Genomic DNA, 24,595 nt, shown 5'->3' with positions numbered 1-24,595 from the left:
TTCTAACTAAAATTAATTCAAATATGAAACAAACTTTACTATTGAAGAAATTAAAACTTCTTCTGACATTCTTTCTTGTAATCTCAATCGCTTTTATTGGTTATTCTCAGCAATTACAAAAAAGTCATAGTGCAATACAAAAAGGGCATAAACTTTATAAGCAAACAAAGATTTATGATAATTCTGCTAAGTCAGGTTCTGAAACTAAGCCAAGACCAGTTGGTGATAATGCTCTAGATAGAGTAGGGTACGAACTTGAAAGACTTAAAAACCCTTATACAGGTAAAATTCCTGAAAACATTTTAGACCTTGAGTCTAAGTTTTCAAAATCTATTCAAGAAACTCAACAATCCAAAAGCGCATCTGCCAAGAGAGGTTATTCATATTGGAAAAATAGAGGACCTTATAATGTTGGAGGTAGAACTAGAGCACTAGCCATAGATAGATATAATGAGAATATTATTTTCGCTGGTGGTGTTTCTGGTGGTTTGTGGCGTTCAAGAAATGCAGGAACAACTTGGAGGAAAATTTCTAGAAACAGGCAATCGCCTAGTATTACAGATATAGTACAGGATCCTCGCCCAAGAAAAGGTCGTATATGGTATTATAGTTCTGGTGAACGATCTGGTAATTCTGCATCTGGTGGTGGTGCTTTCTACACAGGAAATGGAATTTATAAGTCTACAAACTATGGTTTTACATGGCGCTTGTTAAAGGCAACTGCTGACAACGATTTAACTTCTATTTCTCCATTTGAAATTACCAATTCACTAGCTATACACCCTAAAAATGGTGATGTATACGCTGCAACATTTAACGGAGTGCATAGATCAAAGGATGGTGGTAGAACTTTTGAAGAAGTTTTACCCGGTGGCTTTGATAATTGGACTGAAGTAATGATTACGCCTAGTGGGAAAATATATGCCACTATAGAATACTTTGGCGATCCTAATAATGGTATTTTCACCTCTGATGATGGTGATACTTGGACAAGATTATCAGATACATCTCCACCTATTTTCAATGGTAGAACAGTTATGACATACGATCCTTCTGATGATAGTATTATTTACTTTTTTGCAGAAAATCTTATAGGAACGCCATATTTGTTAAGATATGATGCCTCTGCAGAGGCAGGTTCTGAGTGGACAGATTTAAGCATTAATTTGCCAAATTCTATTGGAGGACCTGTTGGTAATTTAAATTTACAAGGAAGGTATAATATGATGATCAGGGTTAAACCAGATAACCCTAATTTTATTATACTTGGAGGTACAAATTTATATAGATCAACAACAGGTTTTACCACACCAGCGGGGCAAGAAAGCTGGATAGGTGGTTATTCGCCTTTAAATAATATTAGTGTATATCCAGATCAGCACCCAGATCAACATAATCTTATTTTCTATACGTCTAATCCTAATAAAGTTTTATCATCAAGTGATGGCGGTGTACATGTAACAGAAGATATAACTACGAGTAATACTAACGAAGAACCCGTGGATTGGGTCTCATTAAATAATGGTTATTTAACTACGCAATCTTATGCTGTTTCTTTTGATCCAGAGGCTAATAGCGACGATTTATTGTCGGGCTTTCAGGATAATGGAACTTGGTATACTAATTCAACTGATTCTAAAGAACCTTGGATAGAAGATTTTGGAGGAGACGGCTCGTATAATGCCATAGCGGATGGTGGGAATACGCGGTATGTTTCTTCTCAGTTTGCAAACATCTATCGTTTTAATTTTGATGATGAAGGCAATTTTATATCATTTGCAAGAATAAGACCTGCTATAGCCTCAGACCCCGGTTTTATAGCCCCATTTGTTCTTGATCCTAATAATGATAATATAATGTACTTACCTGACGGTAATCGTATGCTAAGAAATAATAACTTAGATGAAGTACCTGGAGGAACATTTGCATTTGCTACAGTTAATTGGGTTGCTTTATCACAAACAACTACCTTAGATAATAGTAGCATAACCGCATTAGATGTGTCAAGATATCCAGAAGCAAACAAACTTTATTATGGAACCAATAGTGGCTTGATTTACAGAATGGATAATGCCAATATAGATGATCAAGAGATTGTTGATATATCTTCTGGCAAAGGCATGCCACCTGGTTATGTAAGTAATATAAATGTTGACCCTTCTGATAGTGATAGAGTTATTGTAGCGTTTTCAAATTATGGAATTCCCAGTTTGTTTATCACAGAAGATGCAGGAGAAACATGGACAGATATAAGCGGGAATTTGGAAGAAAACCCTGATGGATCTGGTAATGGACCTTCAGTAAGATGGTCTGCTTTTTTTGGCAATGGTCAAGGGTATTACGTGGCAACAAGTACAGGATTGTATTATGCATTTCGTTTAAGAGGAAACAAAACCAGATGGTATAGAGAGCCGTTTAGAGTTGGTAATGCAGTAGTAGATCAGGTAAGAACAAGAAAGGATGGATTTATAGCTTTGGCAACTCATGGTAATGGTTTATTTAGTGCCAAGTTTCCAATTTTGCCTTGGTATAAAATACCTGAACCCAAATTAAGTGTAGCTTATTTGTTACCAGATTTAATTGTAGATGAAAATAGTGATGATACGGTTATTGATATTTCAGGATTATTTGTAAGCGAATCAAATCATCCAATTGAAATTGAATTCACAAATAATAATCCTAATCTAGTAACAGCTACTTTAGAAAATAATACGTTGACTTTAAAGTACACTCCCAATCAAGTTGGAGTAGCTACTATTGGATTTATTGCAACATCAGGAAAAGAAACTGTTGCGGAAGGATTTACGGTTACAGTTAATGAAGTGCCTGTTTATCAACAAACTGAAGACGCTTTGGCATCTGCACCAAGTCAAACATTCCCAGATTTTGGAAATGCGAGCCTTTTATCCGCAGATGATTTTGTTGTACCAGAAGGGAACGTATGGACATTAAACAGAGTTTTAGCTTTTGGTGGTGTAAATGGTGGACCAACGTTAAATAACTCAACTGTAGTTATTTACCAAGACGATAATGGAGAAATTGGCGAAGAAGTGTATAATAGTGGTGAAGTTACACCAATTTCTGCAGCAGACGATGCGAATATAAACATTATGTTACCACAAGAAGTACAATTAGAAAATGGCTCTTATTGGCTAGTTGTTTACATAACAGCTCCGTTTGCTGGAAGTGATCAATGGTTTTGGTCTACTCAATCATTGGTAAATGGTAATGAAAGTAAATTTAAAGACGAAGCTAATTTCATTAGTGGAGCTACAGATTGGACTCCAACCTCACTAGCTCTTGGAAATGCGCCCTCTGATCAACGGTTTCAATTATTTGGTGTATCCTCTGATTCAGACTCTTCTACAAATGTAACAGAATCTGCTTTAGCTACTTTAAATGCAAGTGTAGTTTCTTTAGCTTGGCCTAACCCATCTGCTGATAAGTTCAATTTTAATCTTAATTCTCTACCGTTAGGTAATTCTAAGGTCTCATTAAGAATATTCAATATTAATGGACAACTTGTTTATAGAAAGGATAATCTAGATAGCAGTAGAGAATTTTATTGGGATGCTTCTAGTAAAGCCTCTGGTATTTATTTAGTAAATATCAAAGGAAATAATTTTAATTATAAAACTAAATTAGTTAAACAATAGAAAATTAGATTTTAATTTTTATTAAAAAGGGATTGGTTTATTAGAATCAATTCCTTTTTTATTAATTTAGAATATGACTTACTATAAAATAATACCGATAATTTGTTTTTTAGCTTGTTTTTCTTGTAAACCGACAATTAAAGCTCAACAAAAAAATCAAAAAGAGTTAAAAGAAGTGACAAAATCTAAACCGACCTTTTCTGAAAAAGATATATACAACCAGACTGCTCCAAACATGATTGAGTTACATGCACATGTAGTTCAAATTGAAAATGATCTAAGACTTTGTGATATTGAATATGAGTTGGTTATTTCTTTTAAAGTAGATACAATTGTTAGTTCAGGGTCTTCAATTGTGAATATGTTGAATAAAGATCAAACCTTTAAAGCTATTTTTCTCAGGAATAAAACAAATAAAAAAGAAAAATCACCTGATTTACTATTTAAAAAAGGTGATTTGTTCAAAATTATTATTCATGAACAACTGTGTAAAGATGCTACTAAGACGATATATAGATTAAATAGTTTTATTAAACTCTAATCTCTTTATTTTACCTTCTGCTTTAAAAGTGCCTTTTCAATAACTTCTTTCATAGTATCTACATAATGAAATTTTAGTCCTTTTAAGTATTCAGGTTTAATCTCATCAATATCTTTTTTATTATCCTGACAAAGTATTATTTCTTTAATATTTGCTCTTTTCGCAGCCAATATTTTTTCTTTAATACCACCTACAGGCAATACTTTTCCACGCAATGTAATCTCACCAGTCATAGCTAGTCTTGATTTAACCTTTCTTTTAGTAAATGCAGATACTAATGAAGTTAACATGGTAATACCTGCACTAGGACCATCTTTAGGTGTAGCGCCTTCTGGTACATGAATGTGAACGTTTTTAGCTTGAATGTCTTCTACAGAAATACCAAATTCTTCAGCATTGGCTTTGATAAATTCTAAAGCTATTGTAGCAGATTCCTTCATTACCTTACCCAGATTACCGGTAATACTTAATCCACCTTTTCCTTTAGATAAGATAGACTCAATAAACAAAATATCACCACCAACGCTTGTCCATGCCAAGCCGGTTACCACACCTGCAACTTCGTTATTCTCATATTTATCGCGCTCCAATCGTGCCGGCCCTAAAATCTCAACAATATCTTCATTTGTAATCTTCTTATTATATTCTTGCTCCATGGCAATAGACTTTGCTGCATAGCGCACCATTTTGGCAATCATCTTTTCAAGACTACGTACACCTGACTCTCTTGTGTATCCAGCTACAATTTTTTCTAGTTGAGCTTTACCAATTTGCAGATCTTTACTAGTTAGTCCATGTTCTTTTAATTGTTTAGGTAATAAATGCTTTTTGGCAATTTGTACTTTTTCTTCTTGTATGTACCCACTTACATTTATTATTTCCATCCTATCACGTAGAGCCCAGGGTATAGCATTTATATTATTAGCTGTTGCAATAAACAAGACTTTTGAGAGATCATAACCTACCTCAAGATAATTATCATAAAAAGAGGTGTTTTGTTCCGGGTCTAATACCTCTAACATTGCAGATGAAGGGTCACCTTGGTGGCTATTTCCTAATTTGTCTATCTCATCCAACACAAAAACTGGGTTAGACGTACCAGCTTTCTTAATATTTTGAATGAGCCTACCTGGCATTGCACCTATATAGGTTTTTCTGTGGCCACGTATTTCAGCTTCATCTCTCAAACCTCCTAGTGACATGCGTACATATTTTCTTCCTAAAGACTCGGCAATAGATTTACCTAAGGATGTTTTACCAACCCCCGGAGGGCCATATAAACATATAATAGGCGATTTCATATCACCTTTTAATTTCAACACAGCTAAATGCTCAATAATACGTTCTTTTACTTTATCAAGCCCTGAGTGGTCTCTATCTAATATTTTTTGCGCTTTTTTAAGATCAAATTTATCTTCTGAATATTCATTCCATGGTAATTCTAATAATAGATCTAAGTAATTACGCTGTACAGAATATTCAGCTACTTGAGGATTCATACGTTGTAAACGACCAATTTCTTTTTCAAATGTCTCGGCTACTTCTTTTGGCCAACTCTTAGTTTTGGCCTTGACCTTCATTTCCTCAATCTCTTCATCATATGAAACACCACCTAATTCTTCTTGAATGGTTTTCATTTGTTGATGTAAGTAATATTCGCGTTGTTGTTGATCCATATCCTCACGAACCTTAGATTGAATATCATTCTGCAACTGTAAGCGTTGTAGCTCAACATTCATCTCTTTAAGAATATTTAAGGCTCTTTTTTGTAGGTCATCCTCATTGAGTAATTTTTGCTTTTTATCAACTGAAAGATTCATGTTTGATGAAACAAAATTCACTAAAAATGAATCACTCTGTATATTTTTAATGGCAAATGATGCTTCACTTGGAAGGTTAGGGTTCTCTTTTATAATTTTATATGAAAGATCTCTAATAGAATCTATAATAGCTCTAAACTCATCACTTTTAGTTTCAGGCTTTTTTTCTGGAACCTCAGAAGCAGTTGCCTTTATATAGGGCTCGGTTTGAATAAATTCACCAACTTTAAATCGCTTTTTACCTTGAATAACTACCATAGTATTACCATCAGGCATTTTAAGAATTCTTAAAATTCTGGCTACGGTACCAATTTCATGTACATCCTTGGCGGTAGGGTTTTCAACCAGTTCATTCTTTTGTGCAACAACACCTATGGTTTTACTACCCTTATTTGCTTCTTTAATTAGCTTAATTGAAGCATCTCTACCTGCAGTAATAGGTATTACAACACCAGGAAATAAAACCGTATTTCGCAAAGGTAAAATAGGTAAAACTTCTGGCACTTCTTCTCTGTTGATTTCTTCTTCATCTTCAGGAGTCATTAAAGGAATTAACTCGGCTTCCTCTTCAAGTATATTGTGAAGTGACAAACTGTCAATATTTATAAATTTTGGATTGCTCATAAGTTTAGATAAGTCAATATGACATTAAACGTTTAATTCATTAAAATAATATACAAATACGCTCTTTGTAATTAGCTTGTTTTAAGATATTTATATATTATCCATTTCTTTTCATAGAGTATATTTCAAGAGTTATGCCAATAGCTTATAACTTTCTACCAATTAACATTATATTTAGATTACACATTTAATTTGGTAAAAAGTGTAACAAATTAATTATGGTTTTGTCTTTTTAACAGAAACGATTCATTGCATACCCAAAGTCAACATATCAACCAATTATTGCAACGTTGTGAGCAAGGAGAACAAAGTGCTCAATTCGAAATCTACAAGCGATATTATAAAGCAATGTATAATACAGCGCTACGGATTTTAAAGGACAGCTTTGAAGCTGAAGATGTTATGCAAGAGTCGTTTCTGATAGCATTTACCAAATTGAGCACTTTTAAAAAAGAAGTTGCCTTTGGAGCCTGGTTAAAACGAATTGTAATTAATAGAAGTTTAACCGAATTGAGAAAAAAGAAAAATAAAGATGAAGTGCATATGGATGTGATTCCTGATACAAATGAAGAAAAAGAGGATACAAATGATTATGCAGTAATAAGGGCATCAGAAATTACACAGGCCATAAATCAATTAAAAGATAATTATAGAACGGCCCTTACATTAAATCTTATTGAAGGTTATGATTATGAAGAGATTGCTGATATTATGAATATTACCTATCAAAATAGCAGAACAATAATCTCTAGAGCAAAAAACAAGTTACGTCAATTATTAGTTGTGAGTCATGAAGGATAATTTAGAGAAACGAATTTTAGAATTAAAAGATCAATTTGATATTGAAGAGCCAAACGCTGGGCATTTTGATAGATTCAAGAATAGATTAGAGAAGCAGCCTGATCCTAAAGTTATCAAATGGAACCCCACTACCTGGAAATGGTTAGCCATGGCAGCTTCGGTATTGCTAATGGTTGGATTTTGGTTCGGAAATTATTCAGCGCAAAGCGGAATGGAGCTTGCAGATATTTCTCCTGAAATGGAAGAAACACAAAGTTTCTTTGTTTCTACCATTCAAAGAGAAATTGAAAAAGTAAATCAACAACGTACTGATGATAATTCACAAATAATTGACGATGCTTTTACGCAACTTAATGAATTAGAAAAAAAATATAGTGAACTAACTCTAGAACTTCAAGAAAGTGATGAAGATAAGCGTATTATCTATGCTATGATTAGCAATTTTCAGCAGCGTATTGAGGTTTTACAGAATTTATTAGATCAACTAGAAGAAATAAACGAAATAAAAGTACAACTAAACGAAGCCTAAACAACTCTAAAATATTGAATTATGAGAAATAACTACACATATAGTATGCTCGCTATCTTTTTGATGCTGCCGGCTATCATTTTTGCAAATGATAGGGGTAAAGGCAAGTATGAAAAGACGAAAACCATAAAAAAAGAGTATGAAGTAAATAGTGATGCTTTACTTAGAATACATAATAAATATGGTAATGTAGATGTAGCTACATGGGATAGAAATCAAATAGTCATTGAAGTAAAAGTTACCGTTAATGGTAATAGTGAAGAGAAAGTGATAAAACGTCTTGAGATGATTGATGTAGATTTTGATGCAAGTAGAAACGAAGTTTCTGCCAGAACAATCATAGAAAAAACATCCTCTGGTTGGAGTTGGTGGGGCAAAAAGAATAATGTGCATTACCAGATAGACTATAAAATTAATATGCCCATTACTGGTGATGTTAGGTTGAAAAATGCTTACGGAAATATTTATTTAAATGAGTTAAAAGGAGAAGCGGATATTGATTCTGATTATGGTAAGATAATTATTGGTGACTTATTAAATACCAATAATACAGTAACTATGGATTATTGCAGTTCATCAACAATCTCTAAGATGAATGGCGGCTCTATAGATTCAGATTATTCAAAGTTTACTATTGAAGATGCTGGCAATATTGAATTAGAGGCCGATTATTCTACCTCTGTATTTGAGCGCTTAAAAGATATAAGTTATGATTGTGATTACGGAAGTCTTAGAGTTAATGATGCAAATAGCGTTAGAGGTGTTGGAGATTATCTAAGTACCAGATTAGGTAGCGTCGCTAAAAAAGTTGATATATCTGCAGATTATGGTTCCTTACGTATAGAAGATTTAAAAGCTAGTTTTGATTCAGTAATTGTTGATGGTGATTATTGTGGTATTAAAATAGGAGTGCCCGATGCACCATTTAATTTTGAACTTAACTTAAAGTATGGTGGATTTAAGAGAAGCGATTTTGACTTTGAATTTAGAAAACAGATTGTTAAGTCTTCTTCAAAATATTATGAAGGTTATCACAAGAATGATAATTCTGGTGCCAAAATTAAAATAGAATCTAGTTATGGAAGCGTAACATTTCAATAAATAACAACTAAACTAAAAAATCATGAAACAAATAGGACTAATTATAGTAATAACGGTATTCTCTTTAAATGTGAATGCACAATGGTATGGAAAAAAAATACGAGGTAATGGTGACATGGTTACCAAGACCAGAAATGTTGGTGAATATGATAAGATTGCTGTAGGAGGTTCATTTGATGTAAACCTAGAATCTGGAGTTGAAGGTAAATTAACTGTTAGAATAGATGAAAATTTGTTAGAATACTTGATCACAGAAGTTGATGGTGATAAATTAAAGGTAAAATGGAAAAAAGGAGTTAATATTTATTCAAAAAGTAAAATAGTCGTAACAGTACCTTTTAAAGATATTAGTGCTGTTACCTTATCCGGATCAGGAGATGTTTATTCTGAAGATACTATTAAAGCTGATAATTTCAAGACGGCCATTTCAGGATCAGGAGATGTTAAATTAAAAATTGATACAAATGATTTGAGATCTGCCGTGTCTGGCTCTGGTGATATTGCTTTATCAGGAAATACAAATACCTTTGATTGTTCTATTTCAGGTTCAGGAGGTATTAAAGCTTATGATTTAGTATCTAGTAAGGCAGATGTGAGTATTGCTGGTTCAGGTGGTATGCGAATCAATGTTAAAGATGAATTAAAAGCCAGAATTGCAGGCTCTGGTAACATATATTACAAAGGAAACCCTGCAAGGCAAGATGTTAAAGTAAGTGGTTCTGGTAAGGTAAGTTCTCGTATGTAATTTTAGTTTAACATTAATAGTTAAAAGAGCGGTTTTTACCGCTCTTTTTTTATGTCATTCTGCAATGCTTCTATCGTTTAATGTAACATTTTTATTGGTTTTAAGTCTTATTTATAACAATTGATACTTCTAAAATAACAGTTCAGTTATTATTTTTTCGTTTTCACTTGAAATTTTGGAAATATTTGTAATGTCAATAATGACAATACGTTCAAAGCACTTTTAAAGAATGATATTTAGAAAATTTTATAAAAAGTGTAACAAAAAATAAAATGCATCGTCATATAATAAAGTACCTTGCAAAACATAGTACTAAATAAATCAACCTTAAAACCTTATAACAATGAAAAAATTAATTTTACCATGTATGCTTGTTATTAGCATTTTAACAGCTACAGCCGCACAATTATCAGAAAGTACACTTGATAGCACTCAAGAAGAAATGATTATTAATGAAACAAAAGAGCCAACATTATCATCAAATATCTTTGAAATAGCAATAGAAGAAGAAGATGAGGCATTTGATTTCAATACAAATGATTATTTGCCAATTGGCTTTGATCCATATATTTCTTTTGAAGAAAAGTATAATATAGTTTATGAAACAGTATCAGAAGAAGCTGATGTACCTTTTGACTTTAATACAAAAGATTACTTACCAGTAGGTTTCAACTTAGATCAAAACATTTTAAAGAATATTGTTGAAATTGAAGAATTAGAATTAGAAGAGCCTTTTGATTTTGATCATAAAAAGTACTTACCAATAGGTTTTAATACTAACCAAGTGAGTATAAAGATCAACGAACTATAAAACCCGATGTAAAGCCTCGGTTAGCTACCGAGGTTTTCTTTCACAGGAATTTAACGAAACCTTTAATCTATTGTTAAATAAATCATAACAAGTACTAGACAACGTAACATCAACCAAGAATACTCGTCTTATAAGTGAGTACAATTTAAAAAACAACAATTAACAATTCAAAACATACAACCATGAAAAAATTAGTTTACACCCTTAGTTTAATTATAGCATTTACCACAACTGCTTTAGCCATAGAGTATGAAACCAATTCACTAAATGACTCTACATTAATCAATAATACAAACAGCGTGCCAAATTATGAAGAGCTTGCTACAGAAGAAGCTGATGAGGCATTTGATTTTAATACTGAAGATTATTTACCAAAAGGATTTAATGCATTTAACGGTTTATATGAAGAGTATAGCAGCGAAGAAGTAGATGAAGTATTTGATTTTGATGTTAAAAACTATATACCAGAAAGTTTTAATCCTTACAAAGGAATGTTTAAGGAGTATGCATTAGAAGAAGCTGATGAGGTATTCAATTTCAATACTGAAGATTACTTACCTGAAGGATTCAATGCATTTGAAGGTTTATACAAAGAATATAGTAGCATTGAAGATACTGATGACACTTTTGACTTCAATATAAAGGATTATTTACCTGTAGGTTTTAACGCTGAACTTAATTTAGCTGAGATTACTGAATTAGCAAATGTAGAAGAGGATGAAGCTTTTGAATTTAATACAGAAGCATATTTGCCATTAGGATTTAATGCTTATGCTGGTTTAAGCATCACGGATAATCATATATTAAGTTGTATGAGTTTTCCATCAATATAAATAGTATTTGAATTAATTGAAAAAAGCCTCAGATATTCTGAGGCTTTTCCTTTTAAAAATTTCTATATTTTTCTGTAATCTTATATAGGTGATCTAATATATTTTGATCTTGTTCAGAATACTCCAAATGCTTACGTTTCATCACAGCTTTTACAACTTCATTTACTTTATTCATTCTAAATACCGTAAATCCACCTGAACCACCCCAGGCAAAAGAAGGAATAAAATTCCTTGGGAAACCTCCACCATAAATATTAGCGCTAACTCCCACAACCGTACCTGTATTAAACATAGTATTGATACCGCATTTAGAATGATCTCCCATCATAAGTCCGCAAAATTGTAAACCTGTTTTTGCAAAACGCTCAGTTTCATAACTCCATAATTTTACTTCTGCATAGTTATTTTTTAGGTTTGAATTATTTGAATCAGCACCTAAATTGCACCATTCGCCAATTACAGAGTTGCCTAAGTATCCCTCATGTCCTTTTCCTGAATACCCAAAAATTACTGAATTGTTAACTTCTCCACCTACCTTACTCATGGGGCCAATTGTGGTAGCACCATAAATTTTTGCTCCCATTTTTAAAACGGCATCATGCCCCATTGCAAAAGGCCCTCTAATTAAACAGCCTTCCATTACAATGGTGTTTTTACCTAAATAAATGGGGCCATTAGACGCATTAAGGGTTGCGAATGAAATATCAACTCCTTCTTCTAAAAAAATGTGGTTCTTTCCTATACAATTAACAGTGTCAGGTATAGGTTCAGATTTTCTACCATTGGTTAACAATTCAAAATCAGCTTTTATAGCTTCATCATTCTTAGAAAAAATATCCCAAGTATTGCTAATTTGTAAAAGCTCTTCATTAAATTCTATTTTGGTATAAGAATCAAGATCTACTTCTTGTTGTGCTGCTGTTGAGAAAAATGCAATGATCTCATTACCTTTTACAATCGCCTCATTTTTTTGAAGTCGTTTTACTTTATCAACAAGGGAAATTGTTGGTAAAAATGAAGCATTGATCAAGATATTCTGCTCCATTTCAACCATAGGGTATTTTTCTTCCAGGTATTCCTCGGTTATAGTAGTGGTTGTAAACCCTAAAAATTTTTCCCACTTTTCTCTAATGGTTAAAATACCAATTCTGATATCAGCAACAGGGCGAGTATATGTAAATGGTAATAAAGCGTTTCGAACAGGTCCGTCAAATAAGATGTAGTTCATTAATTATTTTTCAATTTTTAGCAAATATAATGCAAGTTAAGTATAACTAATCATATAGTATAACTTTAGTATATTTGAGAGAACTAACCTCATAATTATGCAAATAAAACAATCTCCTGACACCTTTGATGCTATTATAGTGGGCTCGGGCGCTGGTGGTGGAATGGCAGCCAAAGTACTTTCTGAAGCCGGACTTAATATAGCTGTTGTTGAAGCAGGTCCTTTTTATGATCCAGCAGATGAAAAGCAACGAACACAACTAAAATGGCCTTGGGAATCTCCGAGAAGAGGAGCAGGTACTACGCGTGATTTTGGCGAATTTGATGCGGCATATGGAGGTTGGCAGATCAAAGGAGAGCCGTATACTAGAAAAGTTGGGACTAAGTTTGATTGGTTTCGTTCTCGTATGTTAGGTGGTAGAACTAATCATTGGGGGCGTATTTCATTACGTTTTGGTCCTAAAGATTTCAAGCATAAAAGTGTAGATGGTTTGGGTGATGATTGGCCTATTTCTTATGATGATGTAAAGCCCTATTATGATAAAGTAGATAAATTAATTGGAGTTTTTGGTAGTAAAGAAGGTATTGAAAATGAACCTGATGGTTTTTTTCTACCAGCGCCAAAACCGCGTTTGCATGAACTCTATTTTATAAAAGGAGCGAGAGAGGCAAATGTTCCTGTAATACCCTCTAGACTTTCAATTTTAACAAAACCTATCAATGAAGAAAGAGGCGTGTGTTTTTATTGTTCGCAATGTAACAGAGGTTGCAGTGTATATGCTGACTTTTCTTCAGGTACTTGCCTGATTTTTCCTGCTCAGAAAGCTGGCGGACAAATTACCTTATTTACTGAAGCTATGGTTCGCGAAGTTATTACAGATGATTCTGGAAAAGCAATAGGTGTTATCTATATCAATAAAAAAGATAGAAAAGAATATCAATTAAATGCCAAAGTAGTGGTGTTGGCCGCATCTGCCTGCAGTACGGCCAGAATCTTATTAAATTCAAAAAGTAAAAATCATAAGGATGGTTTAGGCAATAGCAGTGGAATGGTAGGTAAATACTTGCACGATTCTACTGGAACCAGTCGTATGGCCTTTGTACCTCAACTAATGAATCGTAAAATATACAATGAAGATGGGGTAGGTGGAATGCACGTATATTCTCCCTGGTGGGGAGACCATAGTAAGTTGAATTTCCCCAGAGGCTATCATTTGGAAGTTTGGGGCGGTATGGGTATGCCTTCTTATGGGTTTGGCTTTAATGTGAATGCTATGAATGAGTTTATTGGCGGTAGAGTAGGTGGTTATGGTAATAAGCTCAGGGATGAAGTTAAAAAGTTCTATGGTTCATTCATAGGGATTTCCGGTAGAGGTGAGTGTATTGCACGTGAGGACAATTACTGCGAAATAGATCCTGATGTAGTTGATGAGTGGGGAATTCCGGTATTGCGATTCAATTATACATGGTCAGATCATGAACGGCAGCAGTCAAAACATATGCATGAAACCTTTGAAAATATTTTTAATGGTATGGATGCTCATATTTTAGGTGAAAAGCCTGGCAAAGATTCTGACTATGGATTGGCCGCTCCGGGGCGAATTATTCATGAGGTAGGTACTACCAGAATGGGTGATAACCCTAAAACATCTGTATGCAATAGTCATCAGCAATTACATGATGCCAAGAATGTATTTATTGTTGACGGAGGACCTTTTGTATCTCAAGCTGATAAAAACCCAACTTGGACCATTTTGGCATTATCCTGGCGAACCAGTGATTATATTATTGATCAATTAAAAAAACAAAATATTTAGTCATGAACAGAAGAGATACTATTAAGTCTATAATACTTGGCTCGGTAGCTGCTGGGCTGGCTATTCATGGTTGTAAGCCAGATGTCAAGGAGATTCCAAAGGAAGTTACTGATCTTCCATTCTATGGTAGAACACCTGAAGAGGAAGAATATGATAGAAAGGTATCAGCGTCTGAATTTTTAAATGAACATGAACTATCTACCATTGCAGTATTGTGTGACATTATTTTACCAGCAAATGAAAAGTATGGCTCAGCAGCTGATGCTAAGGTGCCTAAGTTCATAGAATTTATTGTGAAAGATTTACCTTCTCACCAAACACCTTTGCGGGGAGGATTGATGTGGCTTGATAATTTTAGTAATAAAACCTATGGCAACCAATTTATTGCTTGTTCTAATGAAGAACAATTAGCTATTTGTGATCAAATAGCATATCCACTAGAAGTGCCGCCGGAATTAAAGCAAGGAGCAGAATTTTTTACACGAATGCGTAATTTGACCTTAACAGGATATTATACTACTGAAATGGGTATTAAAGATCTAGGTTATCAGGGCAATACACCCAATGTATGGGATGGCGTTCCTGAGGAAGTGCTTAAAGAGCACAAACTTTCCTATGAACCAGAGTGGCTAGCAAAATGTGTCAATCAAGATACACGAGCAGATATAGCAAAATGGGATAAAGATGGTAATTTAATAGCTTAAAAAGACCGTTTGTAGAGCGGCCTTTAATCTTTTACTTCATCAAATACATCTTTCTTCTTGAGTACAATTCATAAAAATCATCATCTTTTAGATCTTTGATGAATAAAATGCTTTCACCGGTAGACTTCATCTCAGGGCCTAAGCGCTTATCTACATTCGGGAATTTATTGAATGAAAACACAGGCTGTTTGATGGCATAACCATTTAACTCAGGATTAAAAGTAAAATCCTTCACCTTATTTTCACCCAACATAACCTTTGTAGCATAATTTACATAGGGTTCTCCATAGGCTTTCGCAATAAATGGTACTGTTCTAGAAGCCCTTGGATTGGCTTCAATGATATAAACAATATCATCTTTGATAGCAAATTGGATATTGATTAGCCCTACAGTTTTTAATGCCAAGGCAATTTTCTTTGTATGATCTTTAATCTGTTGCATTACAAATTCCCCAAGATTAAATGGAGGCAAAGTGGCATTAGAATCCCCTGAATGTACACCACAAGGCTCTATATGCTCCATAATACCAATAATTTGCACATCTTCACCATCACAAATAGAATCAGCTTCAGCTTCTATAGCGCCATCTAAATAATGGTCAAGTAATAATACATTATTCGGAATTTTACGTAATAACCCAACTACATGTTCTTCTAATTCTTCTTTATTGATGACAATTTTCATACCCTGACCGCCCAATACATACGAAGGCCTTACCAAAATTGGGAAATCAAGCTCATCTGCTACTTTTAAAGCTTCTTCTGCTGTAGTAGCCGTATCGAATTTTGGATACGGAATGCCTAGTTCTTTTAATAAGGTTGAAAAACGCCCTCTGTCTTCAGCCAAATCTAAAGCTTCAAAAGAAGTACCAATGATCTTAATGCCATATTTATCTAGTTTTTCTGATAATTTTAAAGCCGTTTGTCCTCCTAATTGAACAATAACTCCTTCAGGTTTTTCATGCTGAATGATGTCGTAAATATGTTCCCAGAAAACAGGTTCAAAGTATAGTTTATCAGCTGTATCAAAATCAGTAGAGACTGTCTCAGGGTTGCAATTGATCATTATCGTTTCATAACCAGCTTCTTTAGCTGCCAATACACCATGTACACAGCAGTAATCAAATTCAATTCCCTGCCCAATTCTGTTAGGCCCTGAACCCAGTACGATTATTTTTTTCTTATCAGAAACTACCGACTCATTTTCAGCGTAAGCTTCACCGTTAACAGTTATAGTATTCTCAAAAGTAGAGTAGTAGTAAGGTGTTTGCGCCTTAAATTCCGCCGCACATGTATCAACTAATTTATATACACGATTGATATTTAGCTCTTGCCGTTTTTTATAAACCTCACTTTCATAGCATCCTAGCATATGCGCAATCTGACGATCACCATACCCTTTTTGTTTTGCTTCAAGAAGTAGATCTTTAGGAAGTGTCTCTAAAGTATAGGTAGATATTTCTTGTTCAATAGCGTACAACTCTTCATACTGCTTCAAGAACCACATATCTATCTTAGTAATACTATGAATTTTACTTAATGACATACCTATTTGAATCGCATCATAAATGGCAAATACTCGATCCCAACTAGCATTTCTTAGCTTATCTTTTATTTGTTCATAGTTAGTATAACTTTTACCATCTGCACCAATTCCATTACGCTTAATTTCAAGAGATTGTGTGGCTTTATGTAAAGCTTCCTGGAAAGACCTTCCAATACCCATAACTTCACCAACAGCTTTCATTTGAAGACCTAATGTTCTATCACTTCCTTCAAATTTATCAAAGTTCCAACGCGGTATTTTTACAATAACATAATCTAAAGTAGGTTCAAAAAGTGCGGATGTGGTTTTAGTGATTTGGTTGTCTAACTCATCTAATGTATAACCAATTGCTAATTTGGTGGCGACTTTTGCTATAGGGTATCCTGTTGCTTTACTTGCCAGAGCGGAAGATCGAGAAACACGCGGGTTAATCTCAATGGCGATAATCTCTTCTTTCTCATCTGGACTTACGGCAAATTGAACATTACAACCTCCTTCAAAATCACCAATTGAACGCATCATATGAATTGCCATATCACGCATTCTTTGAAAAGTTCTATCAGAAAGGGTCATTGCTGGTGCCACAGTAATGGAATCACCAGTATGAATACCCATAGGGTCCATATTTTCTATAGTACAAATAATAACCACATTGTCATTTCTATCACGTAACAATTCCAGCTCAAATTCTTTCCAGCCCATCATAGCTTTATCGATCATGACCTCATGAATTGGTGAAGCTTCTAGGCCCCTTCTTAAGAGGTCATCAAAATCTTCAGGTTTATAAACTATAGATGCGCCAGCACCACCAAGCGTATATGAAGATCGAATTACTAATGGAAAACCAAACTCCTGAGCAATCTCTTTACCCTTTAAGAATGAAGTTGCAGTTGCTTGAGGTGCCATTTTCACACCAATCTTGGTCATTAATTCACGGAATTGCTCTCTGTCTTCAGTAATATTAATTGCATCAATGTCAACACCAATAAGTTCAACGTCAAAATCTTTCCATATACCCTTATTGTCCGCTTCAATACAAAGATTCAATGCTGTTTGACCACCCATTGTAGGCAATACAGCATCAATTTGAGGATGCTCTTTTAAGATTTTAACAATAGATTTTGTATTCAAAGGCAACAAATACACATGATCTGCCATTGAAGGATCGGTCATGATAGTTGCAGGGTTAGAATTTATTAGAATAGTTTCTATTCCTTCTTCTCTTAAAGATCGTAGGGATTGAGAACCAGAATAGTCAAACTCACAAGCTTGACCAATAATAATAGGTCCTGATCCAATAATTAGTACCGATTTTATAGAGTTGTTTTTTGGCATTTTTATTTAAGAACTTTATTAGAATAATTTATAACGGTTGCAAATATTTTAATTTTCGCACTAAGTAATAAGTCACTTTTAAAAAACTTATTAAGAAGATATAAAAAAAGGTGTTACTAAAACAGTAACACCTTTTGAGAATATCAATAATTGATCATTATTTTTTTGGTCTTGGGTCAGAAGAAACAGTTAATCTTTTTCTTCCTTTAGCTCTTCTTCTAGCTAAAACTTTTCTACCATTTACACTAGCCATTCTTTCCATAAAGCCGTGTTTATTTCTTCTCTTCCTTTTTGATGGCTGATACGTTCTTTTCATCTCAGTATATCTTTAAAATCTATATTGTAAATACTAGTTATTTTAGTGACAAATGAAGCCTTGCTAAAATCGAGCGCAAATATACAAACCTTTTTGTGTTTGACAAGCAGATTTTTATAAAAATTAAAAATGCATTTTTCCTTATTCACTTGATAGAGAAAAGTGATATTTTTACATGTTAAACAATTTGAAATTAACTGAAATATGAAGAAATTAATTACACTACTCTTTGCGGTTGCTGTTATGCCTTTTTTAGAGGCACAGGAAACTGTGGTTAAAGATGCCAAGGAAGTTGCATTGGAAGTAAAAGATGCAAAAATTCCTATTGATCCAAACATCCGTAAAGGAAAATTACCTAATGGATTGACCTATTATATTAGGAACAACGGTAAGCCTGAAGATAAAGTGGTTTTGCGCCTAGCGGTAAACGCTGGGTCTGTCTTAGAAGATGATGACCAGTTAGGTTTAGCTCACTTTATGGAGCATATGAATTTTAATGGTACCAAAAATTTTAAGAAGAATGAACTAGTAGATTACCTGCAAAGTATAGGGGTTAAATTTGGTGCCCACCTAAATGCATATACAGGTTTTGATGAAACTGTATACATTTTGCCAATACCCAGTGATGATGAAGAAAAACTAGAAAAGGGATTTCAGATACTTGAAGATTGGGCATTTAATACCCTATTGACTGATGAGGAAATTGACAAAGAAAGAGGAGTTGTACTAGAAGAGTATCGTTTAGGTTTAGGTGCGGATAAGCGTATGTTAAACAAGTATTTACCTATTATTATGAACGGCTCAAAATATGCTGATAGGTTACCTATAGGTACTAAAGAAATTTTGGAAAACTTTTCTTATGAAGCTTTGCGAAGATTTAAAAAAGATTGGTATCGCCCTGATTTAATGGCTGTTGTTGCCGTAGGAGATGTTGATGTAGATAAGTTGGAGACCAAAATTAAAGAGCACTTTGGTAAAGTTCCAGCGGTTGAAAACCCAAGAGAGCGTAAGATTTTTGAAGTTCCAAATAATGAAGAAACGCTGGTTGCTATTGAGTCAGACCCTGAGTCTACTTTCAACCGTGTACAATTAATGTATAAGGAAGAAGGTCTGCCAAAGGCTGATAAAACAGTTGAAGACTATAGAAAGTTGGTAGTAAAGAGTTTATTCTCTCAGATGATCAATAACAGATTGGATGAGTTGCGAAATAGTGAGAATCCACCATTTGTATTTGGCTCTTCATACCAAGGGGGCACATGGGCACGAAGCAAAAGTGCATATCAATCTTTTGCATTAACAAGTGAAACTGGGCAATTGACAGCCCTAAAAGCATTATTAGAGGAAAATGAACGCGTAAAAAGGTTTGGGTTTCAAAAAGGAGAATTTGAACGTGCAAAAAAAGATATTCTCGCAGGTATGGAAAAAGCATATCAAAATAAAGATAAGAATGAATCAGCCAATTATGTAGGTGAATATGTGCGTAATTTCTTAGAAGATGAGCCCATCCCTGGAATAGAATGGGAATATAATTTTTACAAAAGAGCATTACCTACTATCAACTTAAATGAAGTAAATAATTTGATAAATAGTTATTTGCGTAAGGATAATAGGGTGGTAGTGCTAACCGGTGCTGAAAAAGAGGGTGTAAAAAAGGCAACCAAGCAGCAGGTACTTGATTTATTGAAGTCTGTAGAAACTTCGGATATTAAACCTTATGAGGATGCAGAGTTGGCAAAATCACTAATGACAGAATTACCAAAGCCTGGCGCAATTATTCAAGAAGTGAAAAATGAAGCTTTAGGAACAACCACTTTAACATTGGTGAATGGAGCTACCGTAACCTATAAGAAAACCGATTTTAAAGATGATGAGGTATTAATGGAAGCATTTAGTTATGGTGGAACTTCATTATATTCTAATGAAGAGTTGCAAAAAGTGGCGAATGCTAATAGAGGTTTGACAGAAGCTGGTGTTAATGGCATGACTAAAACCGATATGGGTAAAGTGATGTCTGGTAAGATAGCAAATGTTACACCGTTCATTGGAGGAAGCAGTGAAGGACTAACGGGAAACTCTACGCCTAAAGATTTAGAATCGTTATTTCAGTTAACACATTTATATTTCACATCCTTAAATAAAGATGACAAAGCATTTAAATCATTTATAGCAAAACAAAAAGCGTTTTTAGGAAATGTGCTATCGAACCCTAATATCTATTTTCAGATAGAAATGGGTAAGTTTATGAATGAAGGAAATCCAAGATATGTAGGGTTTCCAACACCAGAAATTTTAGACAAAGCTGACTATAGCTTAGCTTTCGAAAAATATAAGGAACGCTTTGCCAATGCTGGCGACTTCAACTTCTACTTTGTCGGAAACTTTGATGAAGAAAAATTAAGGAAATATGCGCAGCAATATTTAGCAAGTTTACCTGGAACAAAAGAGAAGGAAGCATTTAAAGATCATGGATTCAGATCGCTTTCTGGCTCACATAAGAAAATCGTAAAAAAAGGAACTGAACCTAAAAGTACAGTTCTGTTGCAATGGAATGGTGAAACTGCCTATAATGGTAAAGACAAACATTTATTAAAGAGTTTAGGTGAAATATTATCTATCAAGCTAATTGAGAAATTGCGTGAAGAAGAGTCAGGTGTATATGGAGTAGGCGCTAGAGGTTCTATGAATAAAATACCCTATGGTTCTTATAATTTTACAATATCTTTCCCCTGCGGACCTGAAAATGTTGATAAGTTAACCGAAGCAGCTTTAGCAGAAGTTCAAAGTATTATTAATAATGGTCCTGAAGAAAAAGATGTAGCTAAAGTAAAAGAAGCACAATTATTAGAGTATAAAGAAGGGCTTAAAAAGAATAAATATTGGATCAATGCTTTAAAGGATGTTGATTATAATGAATCTGATAAGATGAAGGTCATTGGGGCTACTAAAGATATTGATGCTATTTCAAAAGAAGGTATTCAAGAAATAGCTAAAAAATATTTGTCAGAAGGGCATATTATGGCAGTGCTTTATCCGGAGGATAAGAAATAATTTGCTTTATATGAATGCTTTAAGTAAAGCTGTTAACTCACTTGTTAACAGCTTTATTTTTTGTTCAAAACTTCATTTTTATTACTGCCAAATAATCGTATTTTTATGGCTTCAAAAAAAGCATCATTTTAATGGGGAAAATCATAGCGATTGCCAATCAAAAAGGGGGAGTAGGCAAGACCACAACAACAGTGAATTTAGCAGCTGCATTGGGGGTTTTGGAGCAACGTGTATTGCTTATTGATGCTGATCCTCAGGCAAATGCAACTTCTGGTTTGGGTATTGATGTTGAAAGCGTATCAGGAGGTACATATCAGCTATTAGAGCATACTATTTCTGCTAAAGATGCTATTGTAACTACAAATTCACCTAATGTTGATATTATTCCTGCACATATTGACTTAGTAGCTATTGAAATTGAATTGGTAGATAAAGATGAACGTGAGTATATGCTCAAAAGGGCATTAGAGTCTATTCAGCATATTTACGATTATATTGTTATTGATTGCGCGCCGTCGTTAGGTTTAATTACATTGAATGCACTAACAGCAGCTGATGCTGTTATTATTCCTATTCAATGTGAGTATTATGCATTAGAAGGTTTGGGCAAGCTTTTAAATACTATTAAAAGTGTACAAAAGGTACACAATCCTGATCTTGATATTGAAGGGTTATTGCTTACCATGTATGATTCGCGTTTGCGTTTGTCAAATCAAGTGGTTGCTGAAGTGAAGAAACACTTCCATAATATGGTATTTAAAACCATTATTCAACGTAATATCAGATTAGGGGAAGCGCCAAGCTATGGAGAAAGCATCATCGCCTATGATGCTACAAGTAAAGGAGCAGTAAATTATATTAATTTAGCACATGAATTATTAAAAAAGAATGCAAATGGCAAAAGCAGTAAAAAAGCAAGCATTAGGTAGAGGATTATCTGCTTTATTAAATGATTCAGCTGATACAATTAATTCTATTCAAGATAAAGGAGCTGATAAGGTAGTAGGAAACATTGTTGAAATTTCTATTGACTCTATAGAGGTAAACCCGTATCAACCAAGAACCTATTTTAACGAGGAAGCCTTACGCGAACTGGCCAGCTCTATTAAAGAATTGGGCGTTATACAGCCTATTACGGTTAGAAAGCTAGAAGGAAACCAATTTCAATTGGTATCCGGAGAACGTAGGTTCAGAGCATCTAAATTGGTTGGTCTAAATACAATTCCTGCTTATGTGCGTTTGGCAAATGACCAGGAAATGCTTGAAATGGCCTTGGTAGAGAATATTCAACGCCAAGACCTTGATCCAATAGAAGTAGCGTTATCCTACCAACGATTAATTGATGAGATCAAGCTAACACAAGAACAATTAAGTTCTAGAGTTGGTAAAAACAGATCTACAGTAACCAATTATTTGCGTTTATTGAAATTAGATCCCATCATTCAAACAGGAATGCGTGATGGTTTTTTAAGTATGGGCCATGGTAGGGCTTTGATCAATATAGAGAATCATGATGATCAGTTAGATATTTACGAAAAGGTCATTAAAAATAAATTGTCAGTTCGTCAAACAGAGCAATTGGTTAAAAATCTTCGAGAAGGTCATTCTACACAAATCAGTAGTGTAACTCCAAAAGAAGAAACACCAAAATATATACGCAAAGGGTTAAAAGAAATAAGCGAGTATTTTGGGCATAAGGTAGATGTAAAGGTGGCATCAAATAATAAAGGTAAGATTATCATTCCTTTTCACTCTGAAGAAGACTTCAATCGCATTTTAAAGTTGATGCAATAAGGCTATGCCTGGAAAAATCATCTATAGCATACTTATTTTATTTTTATGCACGTCATTCATCCAAGCGCAGGAAACAGATGAATTGATCATAAAAAAAGACTCTGTTGCGGTTAAGAAAAAACTGATTCGGTTTAATCAAGATATTGACCCCTTATCACCTGCACGAGCTGCCTTCTATTCAGCTATTTTACCTGGTTTAGGGCAGATTTATAATAAAAAGTGGTGGAAAGCACCTATTGTATGGGGAGCAATAGGTACAGGTGTTTATTTTTATGTACGAAATGATGATGATTTTAATCGCTATCGTACAGCTTTTAAACTTCGTAGAGCAGGTCGACCCGATGAGTTTGATGGTACAAATGGTGCTTTTATAAGTGAAGACGGGCTTGAACGTGCTCAAAATGTGTTTAAAGAGAATAGAGACCTTTCTTTGTTTATTACTATAGGTTTATATGCATTAAATATTTTGGAGGCGAATGTAGACGCACATTTACCTGACAAAGCTTTAGATACCAGACTATCTTTCCGTCCCAAAGTCTTTATGGAATCAATTACAAATCAGCCAATGGTCGGATTATCAATGAATTTTAAGTTTTAGTATGAAGATTGCATTATTTGGCTACGGAAAAATGGGAAAAACCATAGAAAGATTGGCTCTAGAAAGAGGACATACTATCGTAGCCAAGATAGATGAAGGCCGTTTAGATGAAGATTTTTCTATGGCTGATGTGGCGATTGATTTTAGTATCCCTACGGAGGCTTTTAATAATATTACAAAATGTTTTGATGCTAATGTTCCTATTGTTTCTGGTACTACAGGTTGGTTAGAGCTTTTTGATAAAGCAGTTGAGTTTTGTGAACAGAAAAAAGGTGCATTTATTTACGCTTCAAATTATAGTTTAGGTGTAAACCTTTTCTTTGAATTGAATAAAAAGTTAGCAAAGATGGCAGCACCTTTTCAAGAATATAAGGTGTCAATGGAAGAGATTCATCATACACAGAAGTTAGATGCACCTAGTGGTACAGCAATTACCTTGGCTGAAGGAATTATAGAAAACTCTTCTAAAAATAATTGGGTATTAAATGTAACAAAAAATGAAGATGAAATACCTATTGTCGCGAAACGTATAGCTAAGGTACCAGGAACACATAGTGTTTTATACGATTCAGCTGTTGATGAAATTGAAATAAAACATACAGCAAAGAATAGAGACGGTTTTGCTTTAGGAGCTATTATTGCAGCTGAATGGCTTAAAGACAAGCAAGGCGTATTTACAATGAAAGATGTACTAGGTATTTAAAAGAATTTGTCATTCTTGTGTAGGTAGGAGTCCATTTTTTATAAAA

Annotated in this window: 19 protein-coding genes; 15 read left to right on the top strand and 4 right to left on the bottom strand. The window is 34.0% G+C overall.

What is annotated here, in order from left to right:
* The first annotated feature begins 23 nt into the window (after positions 1-23).
* Complete coding sequence (locus AC1EU5_RS12080; protein ID WP_480192654.1) at positions 24-3,656, top strand: T9SS type A sorting domain-containing protein; 3,633 nt, start codon at positions 24-26, stop codon at positions 3,654-3,656.
* A 73-nt stretch (positions 3,657-3,729) separates the two neighbouring features.
* A complete protein-coding gene (locus tag AC1EU5_RS12075) occupies positions 3,730-4,197 on the top strand; it encodes a hypothetical protein (protein ID WP_480192653.1) in 468 nt (155 codons plus the stop codon).
* 5 nt (positions 4,198-4,202) lie between these two features.
* Here AC1EU5_RS12075 and lon read toward each other — a convergent pair whose 3' ends face one another.
* A complete protein-coding gene (gene lon, locus AC1EU5_RS12070; RefSeq protein WP_480192652.1) occupies positions 4,203-6,641 on the bottom strand; it encodes an endopeptidase La in 2,439 nt (812 codons plus the stop codon).
* 249 nt (positions 6,642-6,890) lie between these two features.
* Here lon and AC1EU5_RS12065 point away from each other — a divergent pair, with 249 nt between their 5' ends.
* From AC1EU5_RS12065 to AC1EU5_RS12040, 6 genes are all read left to right on the top strand, one after another.
* Positions 6,891-7,442, top strand: a complete 552-nt coding sequence (locus AC1EU5_RS12065) for an RNA polymerase sigma factor (protein ID WP_480192651.1) — start codon at positions 6,891-6,893, stop codon at positions 7,440-7,442.
* Positions 7,432-7,971 carry a hypothetical protein gene (locus AC1EU5_RS12060; protein ID WP_480192650.1) on the top strand — a complete coding sequence of 180 codons (540 nt, stop codon included), beginning with the start codon at positions 7,432-7,434 and terminating at the stop codon, positions 7,969-7,971. Before AC1EU5_RS12065 ends, AC1EU5_RS12060 begins: the two co-directional genes overlap by 11 nt.
* Before the next feature lie 21 nt (positions 7,972-7,992).
* Entirely contained in the window at positions 7,993-9,072 is a 1,080-nt protein-coding gene (locus AC1EU5_RS12055) for a DUF4097 family beta strand repeat-containing protein (RefSeq protein ID WP_480192649.1), read from the top strand.
* 22 nt (positions 9,073-9,094) lie between these two features.
* The gene (locus AC1EU5_RS12050) at positions 9,095-9,817 is read left to right on the top strand and encodes a head GIN domain-containing protein (RefSeq protein ID WP_480192648.1); all 723 of its coding nucleotides are present in this window, start codon (positions 9,095-9,097) and stop codon (positions 9,815-9,817) included.
* A 343-nt stretch (positions 9,818-10,160) separates the two neighbouring features.
* A complete protein-coding gene (locus AC1EU5_RS12045; RefSeq protein ID WP_480192647.1) occupies positions 10,161-10,628 on the top strand; it encodes a hypothetical protein in 468 nt (155 codons plus the stop codon).
* 182 nt (positions 10,629-10,810) lie between these two features.
* Complete coding sequence (locus tag AC1EU5_RS12040) at positions 10,811-11,461, top strand: hypothetical protein (RefSeq protein WP_480192646.1); 651 nt, start codon at positions 10,811-10,813, stop codon at positions 11,459-11,461.
* Between the two features lie 52 nt (positions 11,462-11,513).
* Here the strand turns inward: AC1EU5_RS12040 and AC1EU5_RS12035 are convergent, their stop codons facing one another.
* Positions 11,514-12,689 carry a GlmU family protein gene (locus AC1EU5_RS12035; protein ID WP_480192645.1) on the bottom strand — a complete coding sequence of 392 codons (1,176 nt, stop codon included), beginning with the start codon at positions 12,687-12,689 and terminating at the stop codon, positions 11,514-11,516.
* A gap of 97 nt (positions 12,690-12,786) precedes the next feature.
* On the opposite strand from AC1EU5_RS12035, the gene AC1EU5_RS12030 reads away from it, so the two are divergent.
* Both AC1EU5_RS12030 and AC1EU5_RS12025 read left to right on the top strand, forming a co-directional pair.
* The gene (locus AC1EU5_RS12030; RefSeq protein ID WP_480192644.1) at positions 12,787-14,505 is read left to right on the top strand and encodes a GMC family oxidoreductase; all 1,719 of its coding nucleotides are present in this window, start codon (positions 12,787-12,789) and stop codon (positions 14,503-14,505) included.
* 2 nt (positions 14,506-14,507) lie between these two features.
* Complete coding sequence (locus AC1EU5_RS12025; protein ID WP_480192643.1) at positions 14,508-15,209, top strand: gluconate 2-dehydrogenase subunit 3 family protein; 702 nt, start codon at positions 14,508-14,510, stop codon at positions 15,207-15,209.
* A 31-nt stretch (positions 15,210-15,240) separates the two neighbouring features.
* On the opposite strand, the gene carB is transcribed toward AC1EU5_RS12025, so the two are convergent.
* Both carB and rpmH read right to left on the bottom strand, forming a co-directional pair.
* Entirely contained in the window at positions 15,241-18,090 is a 2,850-nt protein-coding gene (gene carB / locus AC1EU5_RS12020; protein WP_480192642.1) for a carbamoyl-phosphate synthase large subunit, read from the bottom strand.
* A 157-nt stretch (positions 18,091-18,247) separates the two neighbouring features.
* Complete coding sequence (rpmH, locus tag AC1EU5_RS12015) at positions 18,248-18,406, bottom strand: 50S ribosomal protein L34 (protein ID WP_480192641.1); 159 nt, start codon at positions 18,404-18,406, stop codon at positions 18,248-18,250.
* Positions 18,407-18,610: 204 nt separating this feature from the next.
* Here rpmH and AC1EU5_RS12010 point away from each other — a divergent pair, with 204 nt between their 5' ends.
* From AC1EU5_RS12010 to dapB, 5 genes are all read left to right on the top strand, one after another.
* Positions 18,611-21,454 carry a M16 family metallopeptidase gene (locus AC1EU5_RS12010; protein WP_480192640.1) on the top strand — a complete coding sequence of 948 codons (2,844 nt, stop codon included), beginning with the start codon at positions 18,611-18,613 and terminating at the stop codon, positions 21,452-21,454.
* Positions 21,455-21,585: 131 nt separating this feature from the next.
* Positions 21,586-22,383 (top strand): ParA family protein, encoded by a 798-nt coding sequence (locus AC1EU5_RS12005; RefSeq protein ID WP_480192639.1) that lies wholly within the window; start codon positions 21,586-21,588, stop codon positions 22,381-22,383.
* Entirely contained in the window at positions 22,349-23,248 is a 900-nt protein-coding gene (locus AC1EU5_RS12000) for a ParB/RepB/Spo0J family partition protein (RefSeq protein WP_480192638.1), read from the top strand. The genes AC1EU5_RS12005 and AC1EU5_RS12000 overlap by 35 nt, the downstream gene beginning before the upstream one ends.
* 4 nt (positions 23,249-23,252) lie before the next feature.
* Positions 23,253-23,846 carry a DUF5683 domain-containing protein gene (locus AC1EU5_RS11995; RefSeq protein ID WP_480192637.1) on the top strand — a complete coding sequence of 198 codons (594 nt, stop codon included), beginning with the start codon at positions 23,253-23,255 and terminating at the stop codon, positions 23,844-23,846.
* A gap of 1 nt (position 23,847) precedes the next feature.
* Positions 23,848-24,549, top strand: coding sequence for a 4-hydroxy-tetrahydrodipicolinate reductase (gene dapB / locus AC1EU5_RS11990; protein WP_480192636.1), 702 nt, complete (start codon positions 23,848-23,850; stop codon positions 24,547-24,549).
* Positions 24,550-24,595: the final 46 nt, after the last annotated feature.

Source organism: Maritimimonas sp. 2405UD52-3, assembly GCF_056591715.1.
The sequence above is the reverse complement of the archived record's forward strand: the minus strand, read 5'-3'. Positions and strand labels throughout refer to the sequence as shown.

Bases quoted from the DNA above. Each gene is read 5' to 3' on its own strand.
- AC1EU5_RS12080 (WP_480192654.1), top strand. From the start codon at position 24: ATGAAACAAACTTTACTATTGAAGAAATTAAAACTTCTTCTGACATTC.
- AC1EU5_RS12075 (WP_480192653.1), top strand. From the start codon at position 3,730: ATGACTTACTATAAAATAATACCGATAATTTGTTTTTTAGCTTGTTTT.
- lon (WP_480192652.1), bottom strand. From the start codon at position 6,641: ATGAGCAATCCAAAATTTATAAATATTGACAGTTTGTCACTTCACAAT.
- AC1EU5_RS12060 (WP_480192650.1), top strand. From the start codon at position 7,432: ATGAAGGATAATTTAGAGAAACGAATTTTAGAATTAAAAGATCAATTT.
- AC1EU5_RS12055 (WP_480192649.1), top strand. From the start codon at position 7,993: ATGAGAAATAACTACACATATAGTATGCTCGCTATCTTTTTGATGCTG.
- AC1EU5_RS12050 (WP_480192648.1), top strand. From the start codon at position 9,095: ATGAAACAAATAGGACTAATTATAGTAATAACGGTATTCTCTTTAAAT.
- AC1EU5_RS12045 (WP_480192647.1), top strand. From the start codon at position 10,161: ATGAAAAAATTAATTTTACCATGTATGCTTGTTATTAGCATTTTAACA.
- AC1EU5_RS12040 (WP_480192646.1), top strand. From the start codon at position 10,811: ATGAAAAAATTAGTTTACACCCTTAGTTTAATTATAGCATTTACCACA.
- AC1EU5_RS12035 (WP_480192645.1), bottom strand. From the start codon at position 12,689: ATGAACTACATCTTATTTGACGGACCTGTTCGAAACGCTTTATTACCA.
- AC1EU5_RS12030 (WP_480192644.1), top strand. From the start codon at position 12,787: ATGCAAATAAAACAATCTCCTGACACCTTTGATGCTATTATAGTGGGC.
- AC1EU5_RS12025 (WP_480192643.1), top strand. From the start codon at position 14,508: ATGAACAGAAGAGATACTATTAAGTCTATAATACTTGGCTCGGTAGCT.
- carB (WP_480192642.1), bottom strand. From the start codon at position 18,090: ATGCCAAAAAACAACTCTATAAAATCGGTACTAATTATTGGATCAGGA.
- rpmH (WP_480192641.1), bottom strand. From the start codon at position 18,406: ATGAAAAGAACGTATCAGCCATCAAAAAGGAAGAGAAGAAATAAACAC.
- AC1EU5_RS12010 (WP_480192640.1), top strand. From the start codon at position 18,611: ATGAAGAAATTAATTACACTACTCTTTGCGGTTGCTGTTATGCCTTTT.
- AC1EU5_RS12005 (WP_480192639.1), top strand. From the start codon at position 21,586: ATGGGGAAAATCATAGCGATTGCCAATCAAAAAGGGGGAGTAGGCAAG.
- AC1EU5_RS12000 (WP_480192638.1), top strand. From the start codon at position 22,349: ATGGCAAAAGCAGTAAAAAAGCAAGCATTAGGTAGAGGATTATCTGCT.
- AC1EU5_RS11995 (WP_480192637.1), top strand. From the start codon at position 23,253: ATGCCTGGAAAAATCATCTATAGCATACTTATTTTATTTTTATGCACG.
- dapB (WP_480192636.1), top strand. From the start codon at position 23,848: ATGAAGATTGCATTATTTGGCTACGGAAAAATGGGAAAAACCATAGAA.